The sequence below is a fragment of the Blautia sp. AF14-40 genome, assembly GCF_003479665.1.
In the GTDB taxonomy this organism is placed as follows: Bacteria; Bacillota; Clostridia; order Lachnospirales; family Lachnospiraceae; genus Fusicatenibacter; species Fusicatenibacter saccharivorans.
Genome location: NZ_QUHK01000005.1, coordinates 60,555 through 83,553, shown reverse-complemented (window position 1 = coordinate 83,553; position 22,999 = coordinate 60,555). Strand labels below are relative to the sequence as shown.

Genomic DNA, 22,999 nt, shown 5'->3' with positions numbered 1-22,999 from the left:
TGCGTGTAAATCGTATCAATTACTTACTGTTCATTTTCATCCTTCGGCAGCCGCACGATCCGTACCTTGTCGACTCTCCGGTCTGCCATTTTCAGTACGGTTACGTCGAGGCCATCCGAGACGAAATGATCGCCTTCCTTTGGCACGCGCTCGAGGATCCCCATGATCCATCCGCTGACCGTAAAGACGTCAAATTCTTTGTCAATATCGAGCTCTTCATACACCTTGTCGATGCTTGCCGTTCCGGTCACGAGGTATTCGTTTTCGGAAACTTTCTGGATTTCCTGTACAACCGCATCATGCTCATCCCAGATTTCGCCGACGAGCTCTTCGAGGATATCTTCCATGGTGATGATACCGTCGGTGCCGCCGAATTCATCAATGATAATGGCAATATGCGATTTCTTCGCCTGCATTTTTTTCAGCAGCGGGCCGACCTTCGTATTCTCGGTTACAAAGAGCGCCGGGCGGATGATGCTGCTTAGCGGTTTGTTGGTGTGGTAAATGTGGTTGTGGAAATCCTTCTGATACACAATTCCCACAATGTGGTCGATATCATCATCATACACCGGCAGCCGGGAAAATCCGGTGTCGGAGAAAGTCTTAGCGATCTCGGATTTCGTCGCATCGAGCGGAATGCCGATGACGTTGACACGCGGAGTAAAGATCTCTGCGGCCTCCATCTCCATGAAGCCGATTGCATTCTGAATCAGATCGCCTTCCTGATCGTCGATGTCGCCCTCCTGGGTCGCCTCCTCGACGATGGTCATCAGTTCCTCATCGGTGATGCCGTGGTTTTCCGAGGATTTGAAGATGCGGGAGAGCAGCTTCTTCCACTGGGAAAAGAAAAACGTCACCGGGGTCAGCACGATCATCAGAATGTGGAGAAACGGTGCGGAAAATTTGGCGATCGTCTCCGGGGATTCTTTTGCAATGCTTTTCGGGGAAACTTCGCCGAAGATCAGGACCACGATAGTGGTTACGATCGTGGAAACCGTCGCACCGGAGTCGCCGCCGAGAATCTTGATAAAAAGCACCGTGGCAAGGGAGCTGAGTCCGATGTTGACGATGTTGTTGCCGACGAGAATCGTGGAGAGCAGCTTGTCAAAGTTCTCCAGCAGCTTTAACACCAGTTCCGCCCGCTTGTCGCCTTTTTCTGCCATATTTTTCATGCGGATGCGGTTCAGCGAGGTGAAAGAAGTCTCCGTCGCCGAAAAGTAGGCTGAGAGCATGACGCAGATAAGAATGATGATGAGTGACACAATGTCGCTGTTCATTTGTTTTTCCTTTCTTAGGAAACCGGGACACGATGCAAAAAATGTACAAAAAGACATAACCTATCTTGAATCTGGCGGAATCAAAGATAGATTATGTCTCCGTTTATCAAATGATGAAAATAAAGCATCGTCGAGGCATACTGCCTGAGTCGTCCATGTTTCTGTAATCCTTTCGTTGATCAGTAATCCCTTTTATTGTACGGTATGTGGGAATAATTGTCAATAAGACATGCGAAAATCACAGGAAATACGAAACCGCATTGTTGTAGCTGATATTTTCCACCATCTCTTTCAGAAACTCCAGGTTCGCCGGGTACTCCCCGTTTTCCACCCAGTTTCCGATTTGATTGCAGAGAATCCGGCGGAAATATTCGTGGCGCGGGAAGGAGAGGAAGCTGCGGGAGTCGGTCAGCATGCCGATGAAGGTGGAGAGCATGCCGATGCTGGAAAGCGTCGCAAGCTGGGATTCCATGCCGTATTTGTGATCGTTGAACCACCATGCGGTACCGAACTGCACTTTCGAGCGGATGCCAGGCGCAGCAAAGTTTCCAGCCATGCTTGCAAGCATCGGGTTGTCGCCCGGGTTCAGAGAGTAGAGCACAGTTTTCGGCAGTGCGTCGTCCTCGTCCATATCGTTTAAGAAAGCGCCGAGCATCGGGGCAAAGGCGAAATCGTTCATGCTGTCAAAGCCGGTATCGGCACCGAGCGCACGGAACATCCGCTTCGAGTTGTTACGGAGTGCTTTGATATGAAGCTGCATGGCGATATTGTGCTTATGATACAGCCGTCCGAGGTTCGTCAGAAGGAAGCCCTTGTACATGCCGAGCTCTTTTTCAGTGAGAGCACCGCCGTTCATGCGATTTTCAAATACATCATTCGCCTCAGCAGCCGTGCATGGCACATAGAAGCAGTCCTCAAGGCTGTGGTCGCTGACAACGCAGCCGGCGGAGAGGAAGAAGTCGAGGCGGCAGGAGAGGGCATGCACCATATCCTCTGCGGATGCAATCGTCCTGCCGGCGGCAGCGGCAAGCTTTTCCACGTATTCCGGGAAATCCGGCTTTTCGAGATGAACGGCGCGGTCCGGGCGGAAGGACGGCAGAACGCGGCAGGCAAAGTATTCCTTTTGTAATGCCAGATGGCAGTGCAGATCATCTGCAGGATCGTCGGTGGTGCACAGATGCGACACATGCTGGTTCAGAATCAGATTGCGCACGGTAAACTCCTTCGTCTGCAGTTTTGCATTCGCCTCATCCCAGATCTCCTTCGCTGTTGCGCGGGAGAGCGGTGTCGTGATGCCGAAGTACCGCTGCAGCTCCAGATGTGTCCAGTGGTATAAAGGATTGCCGATCGCGTTCTCAATCGTCTCGGCAAACGCCAGATATTTGTCGTAATCATCGGCGTTTCCAGTGATCAGATCCTCCGAAAAGCCCATCGCACGCATGGCACGCCATTTATAATGATCCCCGCCGAGCCAGACGCGTGTCAGATTCTCCATCTGGCGGTCTTCGAGAATCTCCTGTGGATTCAGATGGTTGTGATAGTCAAAAATGGGCATTTTTTCAGCCGCCTCGTGGTACAGTGTTTTCGCCGTATCGGTCTGCAGCAGAAAGTCAGCGTCCATAAAAGGTTTCATATGGAAATACCTCCCCTTTAGAATTGAGCGGTCAGAGCAGCAAGCGTATCTGCCACAGCGCCAGGTCCCTGAAGCATCGAGACAAAAGCATCCAGTACACGGTCAGAAAGTCCGGCGAAAATCAGATCCACACCGAAAATCGAAGCATCGGAGAGCAGCGGAGCCAGAGTTTTGGAAAGGGTCTCGCGGTCAGCCGGTGCGCCGAGTTTCAGATCCTGCACATACGGGCGGACCGTGGCAAGCAGCGGATCCGGGCTCAGATCAAATGCATCGCCGTTGTCATCCACGCCCATCAGATACCGCAGCCATCCCGCAAATACAGCCGGAATTGCCTGAAGATCCGAGAGTGACAGCTCCGGAGAAGCAAGATACGATTTGATCGTCTCACCGAACCGGATCGACAGCTTCTGTGACGTATCGGTTGCAATTCGCTGCGGCGTATCCGGCATAAACGGATTCGGGATGCGGATGTTCAGCACTTCATCGATAAACTGCTTCGGAGAGAGAATACCAGGATCGGTGACAACCGGAAGTCCTTCGATATATCCGATGCGCTCCACGAGCTTTTTCAGTACCGGATTTTTCATCTCCTCACTGATTAGTTCATAGTCCAGCAGGCAGCCGAACACAGCGAGTGCGGTGTGTAGCGGGTTCAGGCAGGTGCAGACCTTCATGCGCTCTGTTTTGTTGACAGTTTCCCGGTCGGTAAAGATCCATCCGCTCTTTTCCACCGGCGGCCGTCCGTTCGGGAAATGATCTTCGACTACGAGGTACTGGCATTCCTCTGCATTGACGAACGGAGCAACGTAGGTGTGGCGGGAGGTGACGATCGACTGTGCATCAGCGAGGCCGTTCTCCTCGAGTATCTTTTCGATGGAACCATCCGGCCGCGGGGTGATCTTGTCGATCATGGTCCACGGGAAGCTGACTTTTTCCGGGTTCTGCAGATAGGAGAGGAAGCCTGGCTGTACCAGCTTGTTTTCTTCCCATGCAGAAGCGTAGGCTGTCAGGGCAAGGGAAAGTTTTTCGCCATTGTGGGAGCAGTTGTCGGTGCTGACCATCGCAAACGGTTTTTCGCCTGCAAGAAATCTTTCATATAAAAGAGAAGCAACTTTTCCCATATAGCTGGTAACGGAAGAAGGTCCGGCAGCAAAATCGGCAGCAACAGACGGCAGCAGTTCGCCCGCACCGTTTTTCAGGGAATATCCCTTTTCGGTGATCGTAAACGTCGCCATCTGCAGGGAATCCTTGGTAAAGATTTCTTTTAACCGGGCAAAATCCGGAGAATCCGCCGTATCGGCAGCCAGCGATTCTGCGATGCTTCCAACAACGGTTTTCTCGACAGAACCATCGGCTTTTAAGGTCACCAGAATGCTTAAATTATCGTGCGGCTGGTACATATCACGGATGATTTCTGTATCGAAGCCCTCCGCAACGATGACACCGCGGTCAAAGGTACCGTTGTTCAGCAGTTCCTGTGCTGTATTTGCCTGGAAGGCACGGAAAATATTTCCGGCTCCGAAATGCACCCAGCACGGAGATTCTTTCGTGCGGGTGATCATTGCTTCGCGGTCATAGGATGGAAGCGCATAGCCTGCGGCTTCCCACGCTTTTTGATCTGCCAGTCCGGCAGCTGTTAAGTTAAGAGACATCAGTAAAAACCTCCTTTAAATTCCACGTTTGTGACTCTTGTCAATAGCTTCCCAGAGTCCGTTTAAATAAGTCGCGCCGAGTGCGCGGTCATACAGTCCATAGCCCGGCATTGCCTTCTCGCCCCAGATCATACGTCCGTGGTCCGGGCGGATCGGGCCGTCAAAGCCGATGTCGTACAGCGCTTTCATGATCTCATATATATCGAAGCTGCCGTCAGAGGAAAGGTGTGCGGCCTCCTCGAAATCCTGCTGGCTGTGGAATTTCAGATTGCGGACGTGAGCGAAGTGGATGCGGCCCTTTAAGGAACGGATCATATCCGGCAGATCGTTCTCCAGGTTCGTTCCGTAGGAGCCAGAGCAGAAGGTCACGCCGTTGTGCGGGTCATCGACCATCTTCATCATGCGCAGAATGTTTTCTCTATTAATGATGATTCTCGGAAGACCGAAGACACTCCATGCCGGGTCGTCCGGGTGAATGGCCATTTTGATGTCGTACTCGTTGCAGACCGGCATGATGCGTTCGAGGAAGTATTTGAGGTTGGCAAACAGTTTCTCATCATCCACATCGCGGTAAGCGTCAAAGAGCTCTTTCACTTTTGCCATGCGCTCCGGCTCCCAGCCGGGAAGAATTGCGCCGTTTGCATCACCTGCGATAGATTCAAACATTTTTTCCGGAACAAGTGCGTCTACGGCGGACTGTTTGTAGGCAAGTACGGTCGAGCCGTCCGGACGGACGCGTGCGAGTTCTGTTCTGGTCCAGTCGAAGACCGGCATGAAGTTATAGCAGACAAGGTGAATGTCTTCCTTGCCGAGGTGCTTTAACGTTTCAATATAATTATCGATGTACTGCTCACGGTCCGGGCTGCCGATTTTGATGGCGTCGTGGATGTTGACGCTCTCGATGCCGGAGATGTGAAGTCCAGAGGCCTCAACCTCTTCTTTTAACGCGTGAATCGCTTCGCGTGTCCACACCTCGCCCGGGGTAGTGTCGTACAGAGTTGTGATGACTCCGGTTACGCCCGGAATCTGGCGGATCTGCTCTAAGGTAACGGTATCAAATTTGGAACCATACCAGCGAAATGTCATTTCCATAAGAAAAACTCTCCTTTATTTTGTAATGTACTCTCGGAATCTTTCTGCACTTGCCTTTGCAGCTGGCGGAAATCATCTCACAAAAACAAGCACAGAAAGATTCCGAGAGTACATTGTATTTTGCAAGTGGTGTTCTTTGCTTTTTATTGTATCGTTTCTTAAGAAAAAAGCCATGGCAAGAATTGTTGAGCACATTGCAAAAGTTGCGGCGGTTGGCCGGGAAAAAGCAAAATCAGCCTACAGGTGTGATAAGTAATATCTTTCTGGTATGACTAACCAATAGGAAAAACCTATAATCGATTCATCGAAATAACAATTACCAAAAGGCGTTTTAGGGGTTGCACATAGAAAAAATATGCATTATAATATGCCATGTAATCGAGAAACACATTAAACATATCGACTTAGTAGGAAAGGAGAACAGCAAATGAAAAAAACAGACAACAGACGAATGCAGGAGAACAGAATGATGGAGATGTGTTGTTGCTGTTGCTGCAGCTCCAATCAGAATAAAGAAAAATAAGAAACATTCGCAGGCAGAAAAAGCATAGCAGAAATTGCATGTGCGGGCAGGCCGGAACGAATGCCTGCTATTTTTTTAACCTTTTTTAAAAGAAATGCGAATGAACAACATAAGAATAGATAATAAACAGACATAGAAAACGGAGGACAAAAACATGAGCGGATGCGGATGCAGCTTCACCCCAGTTGAAAATAAAGAAACCGAAGAAATCAAATACACAGATGCACTGGCAGAACAGTTTGCAGCAGAAGTCGGAGTAGACCCAAGACCAAATGAAACCCTTGTAGAGATCGATGAGCGCGGCGCTTTCATCCGTCAGCCAAATGCATTTATCCAGCCATTCGGCGATAAAGAAGGCGGCCTGAAAGCAGAAGCAAACCGCTTCGGGATCTACTGGGCAACCGGATGCAACTGGTCCAACCGTCCGATCATCGTGCGGGAGCTTTTAGGACTGCAGGATGTGATCTCGGAGACGAGAGTTTCTCCATCCGGCGAGACAAACCGTTACGGACATGCATTCGGACAGTATCCGGATTTCAAGGATCCGGCGACAGGCGCTTACTTCTTAAGTGAGTTCTATAAAAGAGCAAACCCGGACTTCAAAGGAAGAGCAACGACACCGACCCTGGTGGATGTCAAAGAGAAAAAGGCTGTGAACAACGATTATCACCGCCTTACGAACTATCTCGAAGTGCAGTTCCGTCCATTCCAGCCAAAAGATGCGCCGGACCTGTACCCGAAAAAATTCCGGAAAGAGATCGATGAGTTTAACGACTGGCTCTTCCCGCATATCAACAACGGCCATTACCGCATGGCATTCTGCCAGTCACCGGAAGCATACGATGAGGCATACGAAGATTTCTATGAATCCCTCGATAAGCTGGACAAACGGCTGGAGACGAACCGTTTCCTGTTCGGCGACTACATCACCGACAGCGATGTCCGCGCTTACGTCACTCTGATCCGTTGGGATGTCAGCTACTTCCACAACGTAGGACCGGTGAAGAAACCGATTCGTGATTACAAAAATATCTGGGGCTACTTAAAAGAGCTGTATGCGATCCCGGCCTTCCGTCACGGAAGCGATCCGCAGGTGCTGGCACTTTCGAGACCTGGAAAGAAATTAGGCGAGGTTCTCTTCCGCGGATACAACGAACGAATCCTTGCAAAAGTAGATTTCGAGAAGCTGATGGCAGACGATGGATCGAGAAGAACACTCAGCAAAACACCGGATGAAGTATTCCTTCGCCATCCGGAGGGAGAGACCTACGAGGATTACGCAGGAGAAATCTCAAAAACCATCTGGAACAGCCCGAAATGGGAAGACAGAAACCCGAAGAACGGCGTACTTTCCGTGGATGCATCGATTAATCCGCTGAAAGGACTTTTATAAAGAGATAAGACAGAAGAATCCGGAGCGCTCTGGTAGAACACTCTCAGGCAGCCGGGGTGCGGCCGGAACTGAAAAGAACGAGAAAATGAGGAGGATTTTATTATGAAAAAGACAAAGAAATTCTGGGCAGTATTGGCAGCGGCTGGCCTTTTGGCAGCAAGTTTTGCAGGATGTGGAAGCAATGCATCAGCAAATGCAGGAAGCAGCAGCGGTTCCGCAGCATCATCTTCCGCAGAAGGCAGCTCCGCATCGGATTCCGGTGAGAAAAAAGTGATCAAAGCTGTAACAAGCGGCACACTGGCACCGTACTTTTACGTAAATGATGACAACGAGCTGACCGGTGTCGATATCGATATCGTAAAAGAAGTGTTCAACCGCCTTCCGCAGTATGAACTGAAAATTGAGCAGGCAGATGCACTGCAGGGTGTGCTAAGCGGTCAGTACGACATCGCAGTCAACAACTATGGATATACCGATGAGAGAGCAGAATCCTACTACTTCTCTTTACCATATAAAACCAGCTTCAACGAATACATTCAGAGAACCGGCGATGAGCCGCTGACTTCTCTTACCGATCTGGCAGACCGCGGATACAAAATTGAGCTGAGTGCAGGAAGCCTTACCGCAAATGCACTGGAAAAATGGAATACAGACAACCCGGATCACCAGATCAATATCGTATATTCCAATGCAAACTTCCAGGTCCGCTACCAGCACATCGTAGATGGAACCGCTGATGTGGCAATCGACGACGGACCGATCATCGACAACCTGCTTCCGCAGTTCGGACTGGAAGGTCAGCTGGAAGCAAACGAGATCGACGAGGAGACCGAAGATTTCCTGTTCCCGCAGAACAATACCTACTTCCTGTTTGGAAAGAACGAAGAGGGCGCAGCACTCCGCGAGGATGTTGACAAAGCCTTAAAAGAGATGAAAGGAGACGGAACTCTTTCCAAGATCACAACCGAGTATCTCGGCGTGGACACCAGCCCGGACGAGAAATACTTTGATGAGACACCAAACTAGAATATCGTTTTCGAAATAAGAACAGAAGAGATTACAAAACAGACGGGAAGCGGATCGAGAACATCCGTTTCCCGATTCTAAAAGGAGCGAAAAACATGGCAGAAATTTACCGGGTAGAAAAGGGAAGCGAAGAGTGGAAATACAAAGCATATGATTACGTCAGAACCGATGCGTTCTGCTTGGGACAGAACATTCCGATTGAACTGGAATTCGGACAGGACGAGAGCAAAGATGATCTGCAGGCGATTCTGCTGACAGAAGATCACAAGCCGGTAGCCGGCTGCCGCATCGCATTTCCGGCGGAAAAGACAGGAAAAATCGAGCGTGTCTGTGTTGTCAGAGAAAAACAGAAAAGCGGATACGGCCGCGTACTGATCGAAGCCGCTGAGAAATGGCTGAAAGAATACGGTGTCGATCACATCGTCATCACGAGCCAGGACCGCGCCGCAGGCTTTTATGAGAAATTAGGCTACAAACTGAATCCGGACGCTGACCTGTCGGTATACGACCACCATGCACTGAAGAAAGACGAAGAGCCGAAAAAGCCGAAGAAAAATCTTGGCTTTACCTGTGTACTGGTAGAAAAATACGTGTAAGAGAGGACAAAAATCATGGGAAAATTATTTGACGTTTCACTGGTATTTTCATCCATACCAGAATTGCTGACAAAGCTGCCGATCACGCTGGAACTGGCCGTGGTTTCTATGCTGATCGGACTGGGACTGGGACTTGTGATGGCGATCATCAAAATGAAAAAAATCAGAGTGCTGACGCAGATTACGAATCTTCTGATTTCACTGCTCCGCGGCACGCCGGTCATCGTACAGCTGTACGTTGCGTTCTTTGGTATTCCCATGATGTTCAAGGCAATCAACCAGCAGTTCGGAACGAATCTGGCGGTTGCCAATATTTCCGGTTTCGTCTATGCGATGATCGCTCTGGGACTGAACCAGTCGGGCTTTATGGCTGAGATTATCCGTTCGGCTCTGCAGTCCGTTGACCCGGGCCAGATCGAAGCAGCACATGCACTCGGCATGACGTATCCGCAGACACTGCGCCGCATCATTCTGCCGGAGGCCTTTGAGGTTGCGCTTCCGACCCTTGGAAACTCTTTTATCAGTATCATCAAAGGAACGTCTCTTGCTTTTACCTGCGCCGTTGTCGAGATTACCGCACAGGGCCAGATTATTGGAGGAAGAACGTATCGCTACTTTGAAGTTTACGTTTCACTGGCCATCATTTACTGGCTGGTAACGCTGGTGATCGAGCAGATCATCCGCGTAATTGAAAATAAAATCCGGATTCCGGACCAGGTAGAGCTGGCGTCCGCAAACGGGGAGGGTAAGAAAAATGATAAAAATTGATCATTTATCAAAAAAATATAACGACAACGTGGTGCTCGACGACATCAGCCTCGAGATCAAACAGGGCGATGTTGTGGGAATCATCGGTCCTTCCGGAACCGGAAAATCAACGCTTCTGCGCTGCGTCAACCGCCTTGAGACACCGGAGAAGGGAACGGTGACGATCGGGGACAAGGTGATCGGCCTTTCCGAGCGGAAACCGAAAGAGCTTCTGTATTTAAGACAGAACACAGGAATGGTGTTTCAGCGGTTCAATCTGTTTGAGAAGAAAACCGCACTGGAAAATGTGATGGAAGGCCTGATTGTTGTCAAGAAGATGAAAAAAGACGAGGCCAGAGCCATTGCATTAGAAGAACTGAAACTGGTCGGCATGGAGAAATGGGCAAACCATTATCCGAAACATATGTCCGGCGGACAGCAGCAGAGGGTGGCGCTCGCAAGAGCCCTCGCCATGAAACCGCAGATTCTGCTGCTCGACGAGCCGACTTCAGCCCTTGACCCGGAGCTGGTTGGAGAGGTTCTGGATGTTATTAAAAAAGTTGCGGCACAGGGATATACAATGCTTCTGGTTTCCCATGAGATGAACTTTATCCGCCATGTGTCGAACCGTGTGATCTTCCTTGATAAAGGACACGTAGTAGAAGACGGAACACCGAAAGAAGTATTCGAGCATCCGCAGAATCAGAGAACACGGGAGTTCTTCAGCAAGATGCATATTATGGCGCAGCCTGAGTATGTTATTTAAATTGCGGACACAGCCAAAGAGTAGGAGAAAAGATTATGATAGATGAGAAAAGAATTGCTGATTTTTTTGCGGAGCTGGTATCTATCGATTCGCCGTCCTTAGAGGAGCGCGAGATGGCGGACACCTTAAAAATAAAATTCGCCGAAATCGGGGTTACGCTTACAGAAGATCATACGCAGGAGCAGACCGGCTCCAATGCGGGCAATCTGTTCGCGCGCATTCCGGGCAGCCTTGCAGGAGCCCCGGTTCTCTTTGCGGCCCACATGGACACTGTTGAGCCTGCAAAAGGCAAAAAAGCCGTCTCCCATGAGGATGGAACCGTAACGAGCGACGGCACGACAGTTCTTGGCGCCGACGACCTCGCCGGTGTGACAGCCATCTATGAAGCTGTCCGCCACCTCATCGAGACCAAAACACCGTACCGCCCGATCGAAATTCTGATCTCGACTGGTGAGGAGCTGTACTGCAAAGGCGCAAATGCCTTCGACTACAGCCAGGTGCAGGCAAAAGAAGCATACGTTCTGGATTTAAGCGGCGCGATCGGTGCAGCCGCCTACGCGGCACCGACACTCGTTTCCTTCGCGGCGAAAATCCAGGGAAAAGCCGCCCACGCCGGTTTCCACCCGGAGGACGGCATCAACAGCATCCAGGCGGCCGCCCGCGCAATCGCACAGCTTCCGCAGGGCCACGTGGATGAAAGCACCACTGCCAACATCGGAAAAATCGGCGGCGGCTCCGGTACCAACATTGTTTCGGAAAGCTGCGTGATCGAAGGCGAAATTCGAAGCCTGAACCACGAGACGGCCATGGAGCTTCTGGAAACATATCACAGAATCTTCCAGCAGGAAGCAGAGAAGATTGGTGCGAAGCTGGTCTGGGAAGAAAAACTGAATATCCATGCGTATGAGACGCCGCTGACAAGCGATGCCGCAAGGCATTACGAGAGCGCCGTTGCAGAAGAAGGCCTGACCGCTGCATTCGAAAAAACTTTCGGCGGCAGCGACAACAACGTCTTTGCACAGCACGGCATCGAAGGGCTTGTCATCGCAACCTCGATGAATCAGGTACACAGCTGCGCCGAGTACACAAAAATTCCGGAGATAGCCCAGGTGGCGCGGATTGTGGCCAATCTTGCCGCACCGCAGGAAGCCTGAACAGATCCCGGACGAAAAAACAGAATACGTAAAAAATCCCCAAAGCCCGCCGGCAGATGTGAAAACAAAAACCGGCGGGCTTTTCCTGTTTCCGGCACGGCTTGCCACGCAGAGAAAAATAGTCTATAATAGGGAAAAGCTTCCGGTGCATGCCGGAATTTAACACCAGTAGACAAGAAGTCCCCCGCTTCTAAAGCGGTGGGATGAATTGTTAAAAGAAACATAACGGCAGTGGCGGGCGGAGAAAAATCGGTATCCTCCACTGACATGAGGCAAGTCACAGTCGAACTATTTTCGACATGTCAGACTCCGTGAAAATACCGACTGTGAGTTGAAACAAGAATAAAAGAGGAAAAACAATGATACATACACCAATTCAGAAACTGGAATTTCCAAACGACAGAAATGTCCGACTGTACTGCAAGAGAGAGGATCTTCTCCCGTTTTCCCTGGGCGGAAATAAAGTGCGGATCGGACGCGCCTTTTTCCAGGATATGCAGGAGAAAAACAAAGACTGCATGATCATCTACGGAAACAGCAGATCCAACCTCTGCCGCGTGCTGGCCAATCTGTGCTGTGCCGAGAAAATTCCATGTTATATGATCTGTTCTTCCGAAGAAAACGAGGAACAACCGATCGAAACCAACAACAGCCGTCTGATGAAATGGCTCGGAGCCGAAGTCATTCCGTGCAGAAAAACGGAGATTGCACAGACCGTCGAGCAGACGATGAACCGTTTGACAGAAGAGGGATATCACCCATATTATATTTTCGGGGATAAATTCGGAACGGGCAATGAAGGCACACCGGTACAGGCCTACGTGGACGGCTACCGCGAGATTCTTGCGTGGGAGAAAGAACAGAATATTTCTTTTTCTCATATCTTTGCGGCATCCGGAACCGGCTCGACCCAGTGCGGCCTGGTAAGCGGAAAATTGCTCGAGCAGGGAACGGAGCAGATCATCGGCCTTTCGATTTCATCCCGCGAGTACGACCGAGCCATCCGCATCATGGAGAGCGGCATTTCCGATTATTTTGCGAAGAATCATCTCGTGCTGCCGGAAGGATGGGAGAGTGAACTTCATCTGGAAATGGGATACCGCCAGGGCGGATACGGCCAGTACGATGAGCGGATTTTACAGGTGATCCGGGAAGAGTTCTGCCGGAACGGCCTTCCGCTGGATCCGACGTACACCGGAAAGGCATTCTGGGGAATGAAGCAGTACATAGAAGAACATCAGTTACAGGACTGCGATGTGCTTTTTATCCATACCGGAGGCACGCCGCTGTTCTATGACTGCATTCTGAACGATACCGATGGAGGAAAAAAATGAAACTGATTTCAATAGTCATCCCATGCTACAATTCCGAGGCAACGATCCGGAAAGTTGTAGAGATGGTGATGGAAGAATTCAAGAAAATGGACGGATATGACTGCGAATTTGTCCTGGTGAACGACGGTTCCCCGAAAGACAATACGTATGGGGAGATCAAGAAGCTCGGTGAGCAGTATCAGAATGTCAAGGGCATCAACCTGCTGCGCAATTTCGGCCAGCACAATGCGCTGATGGCGGCACTCCACTACACCGAAGGAGACTTTATTCTCGGCATGGACGATGACATGCAGACACATCCGTCCCAGATCAGCAAACTGATCCACAAGATGGAAGAAGGATACGATCTGGTTTACGGCTGCTATCCGAAACGAAAAAATTCGTTCCTGAAAAATGTCACCAGCAAACTGAACGAAGTTTCCTCCCGGATTCTTCTCGGACGGCCAAAAGACATCGTTTCCAGCAATTTCTGGATGATTACCCGCCAGATCAAGGACGAGGTGGTAAAATACGACAGCTTCAATCCCTATATTGACGGCATTTTCTACCGCACGACACACAAAATCGGAAATGTAGAGGTGGAGCATTTCAAACGTGCAGTGGGAACTTCCAACTATACGTTAAAGAAACTGATCAAATTGTGGCTTGCCTACTGGAACTATTCTGTAATTCCGCTTCGCATATCGTCCGTTCTCGGCGGAGTTTCTGCGGCCGGCGGTTTTCTGGCAGCCATCATGATTGCCATCCGAAAGCTCATCAATCCGACCGTGATGGTTGGCTGGTCTTCGACGATCTGCGCCATCGTTGTTTTTTCCGGATTGATTCTGATGGTGCTCGGCATCATCGGAGAATACCTCGGAAAGATGATTCTGATTCTGAACCGCACGCCGCAGTATATTGTGCGGGAAACCATTAACGTATCTGATGAGGAAGAAAAAAAGTGAAAAAAATCATGATTTTAGGTGCTGGTATTTACCAGGTGCCGCTGATCCGGACTGCACGCAGAATGGGTCTTTACACGATCGTAGTGAGTATTCCCGGCGATTATCCGGGGTTTGCACTTGCAGATAAAATTTATGAACTGAATACGCGGGATAAAGAAGCGATTCTTGCGGCGGCGGAAAAAGAACAGATCGACGGAATCTGTACATCGGGAACCGATGTGGCCGTCAGCACAATCGGCTATGTCTGTGAAAAGATGCATCTGTCCGGCATTCCGTGTGAGGCGGCGGAAATTCTGACCGATAAGGCAAAGATGAAAGACGCATTCCGGCAGGGCGGCGTTTCCGCGGCAGACGGGATGCGGGTAAGAAGCGCAGAGGAGGCACAAAAAGCCGCAGAACAGCTTGGATACCCGGTTGTCGTAAAACGGGTGGACAGTTCAGGAAGCCGCGGAATTACCGTGGTGGAGCATTCCGGACAGATCGAAGAAGCGTATGAAAATGCGAGAAACGGTTCGGCAAGAGATTATGTGCTGGTTGAAAAATTCCTCCGCGGAACGGAGATCGGCGTGGATGGATTTGTGCAGAACCACAAACTGGTCTTTCTGGCACCGCACACGAAATTTGTATACCGCGGTGCACACACGACCGTTCCGGTCGGCCACGCATTTCCGTATGGATGCAGCGGGGCACTGCGGGAAGAAATTGCCCGCCAGATGCAGCTGGCCGTCACCGCATCCGGTGCCGATCAGTGCTCCGTCAATGCGGATGTCTTTGTGGACGGAGAGAAGGTCTGGATCATTGAAATGGGCGGAAGAACCGGGGCAACCTGCATTCCGGAACTGATTTCAACGTATTACGGATTTGATTTTTATGAGCAGATGATCAAAAGCGCACTCGGGGAAGAAACGGATTTTCAGCAGACGGAAAGCTGCCCGTGCATGGCAAAACTGCTGCTGAGTCCGGTAAGCGGAACCATCACACAAATCGACCGGGATCAGGTCGAACGTCTGCGTCAGGAAGGGCTGGAGCTTGTCCTGGATTATCCGGAGGGGCATGAAGTTTCTGCCATGGCAGATGGAACTGACCGGATCGGCCATGTGATTGTAAAGACGGACCGGGAAGCGGAACTGGATGAGCAGATGAAGCGGGTGTACCGCTGTATCTGGATTGATGGAAAAAATCTGGAGACAATCTGGGAAGAGAAAACAGCAAAATAAAAAACCCGGAATCTTTTCAAGACCTCAGAAGAGGAGCGAAAGGATTCCGGGTTTTGCGTTGCCAGGCATATCAATATCCGGTGGACCAATTTTGATTACACTGTTTTTACAGGCTTCATCATCATCCGATAGTAGACTGGAATCAGCAGTGCAACCGCACCGAACCAGGCAAGCGGGCTTGCGATGCAGACGGCAGTGTAGCCTAAGAAGCGTGACAGCCAGACGGTAGCAGCAAGACGCATCACAAGCTCGATCATGCATGCGGCAAACGGTGCGCGTCCGTTCTGCATACTCTGAATCGAGGTGCGGTAGACGGCGAGAAGGCCGAGCAGGAAGTAGAACGGCGCTTCGATCGTCAGGAATGCATCGGAGTAATGGTAAGAATCCGTGATTTCGCTCGAAAAGCTTGGTGAGCAAGTGCATCTGTCCCGCGAGGTCTGCTGCCGCCGCTTCCGGAAAATGACGGGAAAGACGGTGACGCAGTATCTCGAGGAATATCGTGTGTCCAAAAGCCTGCCGCTCGTCGAAAGCGGCTTTTTGCCACGAAAAATATGTTACATCTGTTTGATTGCCTGCAGCATTTCAAGATCCGAAGCAGTCACCTTGATATTGGAAACCATCGTTCGGCCGTCCGGTTTTTTCACCGTGACTTCGAGAATCGTTCCCTCCTCGATCTGCGAGGATGCGAGATCGCTCATGAATTTTACGAACTTCGGGTGGTTTTGGGCGAAACGGTCTCTCAGATTTTTTAATTCTATTAACTTCATTGGGTTAAATGCCATTCTTTTTTCTGTCCTTTCTATTCAAAACTTCTTTCGAAACATGAAAGTATTGTAACATGGAAAAGAAAAAATGCAAGCGGATAAAAAGAGAAAAGACAGAGATACTGGGAATATAGAAAAGATTCTCAATTAGAATGGGAGAAAAACGAATGAAAGCGAAGAAGTATCTGCTGTTTTTTCTTTTGGGCTACTGCATTTATATTGCCATCGAAGTCACCTACCGCGGTTACAGCTTCCGCCTGATGGGCATTGCCGGAGGACTGTCCCTTGCAGGAATCGGAATGCTGGAAGACGCCGGGCTGCGCCGCTTTCCGCTGGCGTTTCAGATGATGGTATCTGCGGTTCTGATCACGGCCATCGAACTGTATTCGGGAATGTTTTCCCTGCGGGTGCTGCATTACCGTATGTGGGACTACAGTGCGCTGCCGTTTTCCTTCTGCGATGGGCTGATCTGCCCGTGGTTTTTCGGGATCTGGTATCTGCTCTCGGCAGTGGGAATTTTTCTCACAGATTATGTGAGCTATTATATTTTCCACGAGGGGACGCACCCGATGTATCGAAAGAAGAAAAAGGGTTGTGCCGAGGGTGAGTTCGTTATAAAATAAGAAAAAACAACCCAGGCAGGAGGTACTCATGGAAAACGAAAAAAATTATCTGGAATATCTCGCAGAATTGTACCCGACCATCGAAAAAGCAGCGACCGAAATCATCAATCTGCAGTCCGTTATCAACCTTCCCAAAGGCACGGAGCATTTCCTTTCGGATATTCATGGCGAATACGAAGCCTTTTCTCATGTACTCCGCAACGGTTCCGGTGCCGTGCGAAAGAAGATTGACGATGTCTTCGGCCACACGCTCGGCATTTCGGAAAAACGTGCGCTTGCAACCCTTATCTATTACCCGAGAGAGCGCCTGGAGATGGAGAAAAAGCAGCAGGAGGACATCAATGACTGGTACAAGGTCATGCTGTACCGCCTGATCGACGTCTGCAAAATCGTTTCTTCCAAATACACCCGTGCCAAAGTGCGGAAAGCCCTGCCGGCGGATTATGGCTATATCATCGAGGAGCTGATCACTGAAAAGCCGGAGGTGCTCGACAAAGAAGCATACTACGAGGCGATCATCCAGACCATCCTCGAAATCGGCAGCGCCGAAAACTTCATCATCGCCGTGGCAGAGCTGATTCAGCGGCTCGTTGTTGATCATCTCCACATCATCGGCGACATCTTTGACCGCGGTCCGGAGCCGTATAAAATCATGGACTGCCTGATGAATTACCATTCCCTTGATATCCAGTGGGGCAACCACGATGTGCTCTGGATGGGCGCTGCGACCGGCCAGCCGGCGTGCGTGGCCAGCACGATCCGCATCTGCCTCCACTACGGCAATCTCGATGTGCTGGAGGACGGCTACGGCATCAATATGCTTCCGCTTGCCACCTTTGCTCTCGAGACGTACGGCGATGATCCGTGCGAATGCTTTGCCGCAAAAGGCGGCGAGGACAGCGGAAATTCCCAGCAGATGCTGGAGCGCCGCATGCACAAGGCCATCACCGTAATGCAGTTAAAGCTCGAGAACCGTCTGATCCGTGAGAACCCGGAGTACGGCATGGAAAACCGCCGTCTGCTGGAAAAGATCGATTACCAGAACGGAACGGTGACGATTGGGGAGAAAACGTATGCTCTGCGCGACAAGAGCTTTCCGACGATCGACCCGGCGCATCCGGATGAGCTGACAGAAAAAGAGGCAGAAGTGCTCGATAAGCTGATCTTCGCCTTCCGAAACAGCGAAAAACTGCAGGCGCACGTCGATTTCCTGCTCAAAAAAGGAAGCCTCTACCGCGTCTACAATGGAAATCTGCTGTACCACGGCTGCATGCCGATGAATGAGGACGGCACCTTAAAAGAGGTACAGGTCGACGGAAAGAAATACAAGGGAAAAGCACTGTACGATATCCTCGAGCACAACGTGCGCCGCGCATTTGTAAGCCGCGATCCGAAAAAACGGGAGCAGGGCCGCAATACGCTGTGGTATCTGTGGACCGCGCCGAATTCCCCGCTGTACGGCCGCGACAAGATGACAACATTTGAGCGGTATTTCCTCGCAGAAAAAGAGACCTGGACCGAGGTGAAAAACGCGTATTACCGTCTGATCGAGAAAGAGGAGACGGCGGACCGGATCTTACAGGAGTTCGGGCTTGCCGGTGAAAATGTACATATTATCAACGGCCACGTCCCGGTACACCAGAGTGCCGGTGAAAGCCCGGTCAAATGCGGCGGCAAGGTGCTGATCATCGACGGCGGCTTCTGCAGGGCGTACCACAAAGAAACCGGCATCGCGGGTTACACGCTGATTTACAACTCGTACGGCCTCAGCCTCACCGCGCACGAGCCGTTTGAATCGACGGAAAAAGCAATCCGGGAGGAGAAGGATATTGTCTCCCGCCAGGTGGCGGTGCGGTACAACATGAAGCGCCAGTTAGTCGGCGATACGGATCAGGGACGGCAGATCCGGCAGCGCATCCGTGAATTAAAGGAACTGATCGAGGCGTACCGCACGGCTCAGTTAAAAGAGCTTCTTTAAATCAAGGGTTTTCAACTGCGCCGGAAAATGGTATAATCAAAACAGTGTGCGCAGATGGAAACACTGTGCGCTGGAACAGATGGAAAGAAGGAAGAAACATATGAGGGCATGGATTGCCAGGATGACAGAAGATAACATAGATCAGAGCGCGATCGAAAAAGCAGGAGAGATTCTGAAAAACGGCGGTCTGGCGGCATTCCCGACCGAGACCGTATATGGTCTTGGCGGAAATGCGCTGGATGCCAAAGCTTCCGAGAAAATTTATGCGGCAAAGGGCCGTCCGTCGGACAACCCGCTGATCGTCCACATCGGAAGAATGGAGGACCTCGAAACCGTAGCGGCAAACGTGCCGGAGAGTGCACGCAAACTGGCAGCCGCATGCTGGCCGGGACCGCTGACGATGATTTTTGAGAAAACAAATGCCGTTCCGCTCGAGACGACGGGAGGCCTTACCTCCGTAGCCGTGCGCTACCCGAGCAACAAAGTGGCAAACGCACTGATCTTAGCCGGAGGCGGCTTCATCGCAGCGCCGAGCGCCAATACATCAGGCCGGCCGAGCCCGACGAAAGCCGAGCATGTGATCGAGGACCTTGGGGACAAAATTGACTGTATCATCGACGGAGGAGACGCCGAGATCGGCCTCGAATCCACCATCGTCGATTTTACAGAGGAGATTCCGACGATTCTCCGCCCGGGCTATTACAACAAAGAGATGCTGGAAAAAGTGCTTGGAACCGTGCGTGTCGATCCGGGAATCCTTGCGGAGGACAGCCATGTGCGTCCGAAGGCACCGGGCATGCGCTACAAACATTATGCGCCGAAGGCAGACCTTACGATTATCCAGGGCGAGATGGAACGGGTGATTCCGGAAATCAACCGCCTTGCCGCAGAACAGGAAAAGGCAGGAAAGAAAGTGGGCGTAATCTGCACCGATGAGACACGGGAGCAGTACACCACAGGAGATATCAAGAGCATCGGGCTGCGCGCCGAAGATGAGACGATCGCGCATCACCTGTTTGCGATTCTGCGCGACTTCGATGAGGACGGCGTGGAGGTGATTTATTCCGAGGCTTTCGACACCCCACGTATGGGGCAGGCGATCATGAACCGCCTGTTAAAAGCCGCAGGCCACAAAGTAGCAGAGGTATAACAGTGAAACATTACAGCAGGATTTTATTTGTGGACGCGGACGATACCGCGCGCGCACCGATGGCGAAGGCGATTCTGCAGAGCAAAGAGCTTCCGTGGCCGATGGAAATTGGTTCCCGCGGGCTTGTCGTTCTGTTTCCGCAGCCGGTCAACCAGAAGGTAGAGGCAGTGCTTGCGCGCAACGGGCTTTCGGCCAAAGACCACACCACCACACCGCTTACCGCGGAGGACATCAACGACGACACGCTGCTTCTTGTGATGGAGGACAGTCAGAGGGAAAAGATCCGTGAGGACTTCCCGGATGCGCCCCATCTGCAGACGATCGCCGGATTTCTGCGGCTGGCAGGAGACATCCCCGCCCTTTACGGGGAACCGCTTACCGAATACGGAAAATGTTATGAAGCGCTGGAATTCCTGATTGAAGGTGTTCTTGCGCGGCTGAAAGAGGAGGAAGAACAATGATAGCTTTAGGATGCGACCACGGCGGATATGAGCTGATGCAGGAGGTAAAAGCATATCTGGACAAACAGGGACTGGAATATCAGGACTTCGGATGCTACAGCAACGAGGCAGTTGATTATCCGGTTTACGCCAGAAAAGTAGGCCATGCGATCCAGAACGGAACGTGTGATAAGGGAATCCTGATCTGCGGAACCGGAATCGGCATTTCTATCACGGCAAACAAAATGGAAGGAATCCGTGCAGCACTCTGCACCGACTGCTTCTGCGCAGAGGCAACCCGCCTGCACAACGATGCCAACGTACTGGCGATGGGAGGACGTGTTGTAGGCCCTGGCCTTGCAATCAAAATCGTAGAAACCTTCCTGAACACTCCATTTTCCGGAGAAGAGCGTCACGAACGCCGTATTCACTTGATTGAGCATGAAGGCGAAAATGAATAAATTTTGAACAAAACAAAGGAGAAGCGAAAATGGCAAGAACAGTCATCATGGATCACCCGCTGATCCAGCACAAAATCGGTATTATCAGAAAGAAAGACACAAGCTCCAAGGAGTTCCGCGAGATGATCAGCGAGATTGCAATGTTGATGTGCTACGAGGCAACCAGAGAGCTGCCGCTCACAGACGTTGAAATTGAAACCCCGATCTGCAAAACAACCGTAAAAGAGCTCGAAGGAAAGAAAATGGCAGTTGTGCCGATCCTCCGTGCCGGTCTTGGTATGGTAGAAGGTATGCTGGCTATGATTCCGGCAGCAAAAATCGGACACATCGGTCTGTACCGTGATCCGGAAACCCTGGCACCGGTTGAGTATTACTGCAAACTTCCGTCAGACATCGCAAGCCGTGAAGTATTTGTAACCGACCCGATGCTGGCAACCGGCGGTTCTGCAACGGCAGCCATCACCATGCTGAAAGAAAAAGGCGCAAAGAAGATCCACTTCATGTGTATCATCGCATCTCCGGAAGGAATCGAGAAAATGCATGAGGTTCACCCGGATGTCGATGTTTTCGTCGGAGCACTGGATGACCATCTGAACGAGCACGGCTACATTGTACCAGGCCTCGGCGATGCCGGAGACCGTATCTTCGGTACGAAATAAGAGCGGAAGCAAAGTACGTTAAGAAAACACAGGGGAAATGGGTATGAGCGATAAACGAGAGGATTATATTTCCTGGGATGAATATTTCATGGCAGTTGCCCAGCTTGCCGGTATGCGCTCGAAGGATCCGCACACACAGGTGGGAGCCTGCATTGTGAGCGAGGACAACAAGATTCTGTCCATGGGATACAACGGTTTCCCGAGAGGCTGCTCGGACGACGAGTTCCCGTGGGGAAAGACAAGTGAAAATCCGCTGGAAAACAAGTATCTTTACACAACGCACAGTGAACTGAACGCCATCCTGAATTACCGCGGCGGAAGCCTCGAGGGAGCAAAGCTGTATGTGACATTGTTCCCATGCAACGAGTGCTGCAAGGCGATTATCCAGGCGGGAATCAAAACGGTGATCTACGACTGCGACAAGTACGCGGACACCCCGTCCGTGATCGCATCGAAACGGATGATGAAGGCGTCCGGAGTCACTTTTCAGAAATACCACCGCACAGGGCGGGAAATTACCATGTCCCTGTAGCAGAAAAGATAATAGAAGGAGCGCGCCTGAACGAACAGAAAGTTCAGACGCGCTTCGTCTGTATACACGAAAAGACAAGAAACGGGAGGGCACCATGGAGAGCAATTTCGAATGGATTACGGCAAACGGGGATATCGGCATCCGCTTTTTCCACAGCATCGACGATGGCGGCTACAGCAACCCGCCGCACTGGCACAACGATCTGGAGATCATTTATCTTCTGGAAGGCCGTCTGAAAGTGCGTTTCGGTGACGGCGGCGAGCGGCAGATCGGGGCAGATGAACTTCTCGTCATCAACTCCGGCACGATCCACGCCGTGACAGCCTATCCGAATCAGGCCATCGTCCTGCAGGTTCCGTACGAGATGCTGCTGCAGTACATGGAGCGTTACGATCAGCTTTACTTTGTTGTGGATGAAAGACCGGCCAGTGAGGCGGAAAAACAAAAACTCGCAGAATTCAAAGCAGTTCTCCGGGAGATGGACGAGGTGTACGGTGCGCAGAAAGAAGGGTATCAGTTAAAATTCGACAGCCTTCTTCTTGAAGCGCTGTACCGCTTACTGGTGGACTATGCGGTGCGGATCGGAAAAGAATACATTCCGCAGAATCAGAAGGCCGTACAGCAGATCCGCGAGGTCATGCGGTATATTGAGGAGCATTACGCCAAAAAGCTGACGGTGGCGCAGGTCGCGGAGCACTTTGGTTATACGCCGAATTATCTGTCGAAGCTTCTGAAACGGTACCTCGGTCTGACGGTCTACCAGTATCTGTATGAAATCCGGCTCGACCGGATCTGCCGCGACCTGCAGCATCCCGAGGCGCGGATCATGGAACTTCTGCCGAAACACGGCTGCGAAAACTACAAGTCGGTGTCGCGTCTGTTTAAGGAGCGGTACGGCTGCAGCATGAAGGAAATGCAGAAGCGGTATGAAAAGGAAAAAGGAGACCGCCCGATGGGACAGTGGGTAAGAATCAGAAAAGCGGAAATGCCCTAATTTTCTGCCGAAAAAGGCACTAAACAAGAAGAAGAGAGCATGGT

At 51.0% G+C, this 22,999-nt stretch carries 23 protein-coding genes; 17 read left to right on the top strand and 6 right to left on the bottom strand.

What is annotated here, in order from left to right:
- Positions 1-23: 23 nt before the first annotated feature.
- The 4 genes from DWW13_RS05670 to uxuA all read right to left on the bottom strand — a co-directional run bounded on the left by DWW13_RS05670 (position 24) and on the right by uxuA (position 5,654).
- A complete protein-coding gene (locus DWW13_RS05670) occupies positions 24-1,277 on the bottom strand; it encodes an HlyC/CorC family transporter (RefSeq protein WP_117761072.1) in 1,254 nt (417 codons plus the stop codon).
- Between the two features lie 238 nt (positions 1,278-1,515).
- On the bottom strand, positions 1,516-2,910 hold the full coding sequence (gene uxaC, locus DWW13_RS05665; RefSeq protein ID WP_117761074.1) for a glucuronate isomerase: 1,395 nt from the start codon (positions 2,908-2,910) through the stop codon (positions 1,516-1,518).
- Between the two features lie 17 nt (positions 2,911-2,927).
- Positions 2,928-4,562: a mannitol dehydrogenase family protein gene (locus tag DWW13_RS05660; RefSeq protein WP_117761076.1), complete on the bottom strand. Its 1,635-nt coding sequence runs from the start codon at positions 4,560-4,562 to the stop codon at positions 2,928-2,930.
- A gap of 15 nt (positions 4,563-4,577) precedes the next feature.
- A complete protein-coding gene (gene uxuA, locus DWW13_RS05655; RefSeq protein WP_117761078.1) occupies positions 4,578-5,654 on the bottom strand; it encodes a mannonate dehydratase in 1,077 nt (358 codons plus the stop codon).
- Between the two features lie 677 nt (positions 5,655-6,331).
- On the opposite strand from uxuA, the gene DWW13_RS05645 reads away from it, so the two are divergent.
- From DWW13_RS05645 to DWW13_RS05600, 9 genes are all read left to right on the top strand, one after another.
- A complete protein-coding gene (locus DWW13_RS05645; RefSeq protein ID WP_117761082.1) occupies positions 6,332-7,570 on the top strand; it encodes a glutathione S-transferase C-terminal domain-containing protein in 1,239 nt (412 codons plus the stop codon).
- A 102-nt stretch (positions 7,571-7,672) separates the two neighbouring features.
- Positions 7,673-8,596: a transporter substrate-binding domain-containing protein gene (locus tag DWW13_RS05640; RefSeq protein WP_117761084.1), complete on the top strand. Its 924-nt coding sequence runs from the start codon at positions 7,673-7,675 to the stop codon at positions 8,594-8,596.
- A gap of 95 nt (positions 8,597-8,691) precedes the next feature.
- Positions 8,692-9,192: a GNAT family N-acetyltransferase gene (locus DWW13_RS05635; RefSeq protein WP_117761086.1), complete on the top strand. Its 501-nt coding sequence runs from the start codon at positions 8,692-8,694 to the stop codon at positions 9,190-9,192.
- Positions 9,193-9,207: 15 nt separating this feature from the next.
- A complete protein-coding gene (locus tag DWW13_RS05630) occupies positions 9,208-9,960 on the top strand; it encodes an amino acid ABC transporter permease (protein ID WP_022462083.1) in 753 nt (250 codons plus the stop codon).
- Positions 9,947-10,705, top strand: coding sequence for an amino acid ABC transporter ATP-binding protein (locus DWW13_RS05625; protein WP_022462084.1), 759 nt, complete (start codon positions 9,947-9,949; stop codon positions 10,703-10,705). Before DWW13_RS05630 ends, DWW13_RS05625 begins: the two co-directional genes overlap by 14 nt.
- A gap of 35 nt (positions 10,706-10,740) precedes the next feature.
- On the top strand, positions 10,741-11,859 hold the full coding sequence (locus DWW13_RS05620) for a M20/M25/M40 family metallo-hydrolase (RefSeq protein ID WP_243026048.1): 1,119 nt from the start codon (positions 10,741-10,743) through the stop codon (positions 11,857-11,859).
- A 359-nt stretch (positions 11,860-12,218) separates the two neighbouring features.
- Positions 12,219-13,193, top strand: coding sequence for a 1-aminocyclopropane-1-carboxylate deaminase/D-cysteine desulfhydrase (locus tag DWW13_RS05610; protein WP_118700134.1), 975 nt, complete (start codon positions 12,219-12,221; stop codon positions 13,191-13,193).
- The gene (locus DWW13_RS05605; RefSeq protein WP_117509476.1) at positions 13,190-14,137 is read left to right on the top strand and encodes a glycosyltransferase family 2 protein; all 948 of its coding nucleotides are present in this window, start codon (positions 13,190-13,192) and stop codon (positions 14,135-14,137) included. Before DWW13_RS05610 ends, DWW13_RS05605 begins: the two co-directional genes overlap by 4 nt.
- Positions 14,134-15,354, top strand: a complete 1,221-nt coding sequence (locus DWW13_RS05600) for an ATP-binding protein (RefSeq protein WP_118719522.1) — start codon at positions 14,134-14,136, stop codon at positions 15,352-15,354. Before DWW13_RS05605 ends, DWW13_RS05600 begins: the two co-directional genes overlap by 4 nt.
- A gap of 95 nt (positions 15,355-15,449) precedes the next feature.
- Here the strand turns inward: DWW13_RS05600 and DWW13_RS05595 are convergent, their stop codons facing one another.
- Together DWW13_RS05595 and DWW13_RS05590 are read right to left on the bottom strand one after the other, a co-directional pair.
- Complete coding sequence (locus DWW13_RS05595) at positions 15,450-15,863, bottom strand: hypothetical protein (protein WP_243026046.1); 414 nt, start codon at positions 15,861-15,863, stop codon at positions 15,450-15,452.
- A gap of 45 nt (positions 15,864-15,908) precedes the next feature.
- Positions 15,909-16,136, bottom strand: a complete 228-nt coding sequence (locus DWW13_RS05590) for a hypothetical protein (protein WP_118719520.1) — start codon at positions 16,134-16,136, stop codon at positions 15,909-15,911.
- Between the two features lie 149 nt (positions 16,137-16,285).
- On the opposite strand from DWW13_RS05590, the gene DWW13_RS05585 reads away from it, so the two are divergent.
- The 8 genes from DWW13_RS05585 to DWW13_RS05550 all read left to right on the top strand — a co-directional run bounded on the left by DWW13_RS05585 (position 16,286) and on the right by DWW13_RS05550 (position 22,955).
- Positions 16,286-16,741: a putative ABC transporter permease gene (locus DWW13_RS05585; RefSeq protein ID WP_022462091.1), complete on the top strand. Its 456-nt coding sequence runs from the start codon at positions 16,286-16,288 to the stop codon at positions 16,739-16,741.
- A 28-nt stretch (positions 16,742-16,769) separates the two neighbouring features.
- Complete coding sequence (locus DWW13_RS05580) at positions 16,770-18,719, top strand: fructose-1,6-bisphosphatase (RefSeq protein WP_118719518.1); 1,950 nt, start codon at positions 16,770-16,772, stop codon at positions 18,717-18,719.
- Between the two features lie 100 nt (positions 18,720-18,819).
- On the top strand, positions 18,820-19,869 hold the full coding sequence (locus DWW13_RS05575; protein ID WP_022462093.1) for an L-threonylcarbamoyladenylate synthase: 1,050 nt from the start codon (positions 18,820-18,822) through the stop codon (positions 19,867-19,869).
- 2 nt (positions 19,870-19,871) lie between these two features.
- Positions 19,872-20,330 carry an arsenate reductase/protein-tyrosine-phosphatase family protein gene (locus tag DWW13_RS05570; RefSeq protein ID WP_055218690.1) on the top strand — a complete coding sequence of 153 codons (459 nt, stop codon included), beginning with the start codon at positions 19,872-19,874 and terminating at the stop codon, positions 20,328-20,330.
- Positions 20,327-20,770, top strand: a complete 444-nt coding sequence (rpiB, locus tag DWW13_RS05565) for a ribose 5-phosphate isomerase B (protein ID WP_055218692.1) — start codon at positions 20,327-20,329, stop codon at positions 20,768-20,770. Before DWW13_RS05570 ends, rpiB begins: the two co-directional genes overlap by 4 nt.
- Before the next feature lie 29 nt (positions 20,771-20,799).
- Entirely contained in the window at positions 20,800-21,429 is a 630-nt protein-coding gene (upp, locus tag DWW13_RS05560) for a uracil phosphoribosyltransferase (protein ID WP_022462095.1), read from the top strand.
- Between the two features lie 43 nt (positions 21,430-21,472).
- Entirely contained in the window at positions 21,473-21,961 is a 489-nt protein-coding gene (locus tag DWW13_RS05555; RefSeq protein WP_022462096.1) for a deoxycytidylate deaminase, read from the top strand.
- Positions 21,962-22,055: 94 nt separating this feature from the next.
- On the top strand, positions 22,056-22,955 hold the full coding sequence (locus DWW13_RS05550) for an AraC family transcriptional regulator (protein ID WP_118719516.1): 900 nt from the start codon (positions 22,056-22,058) through the stop codon (positions 22,953-22,955).
- The last annotated feature ends 44 nt before the right edge of the window (positions 22,956-22,999 follow it).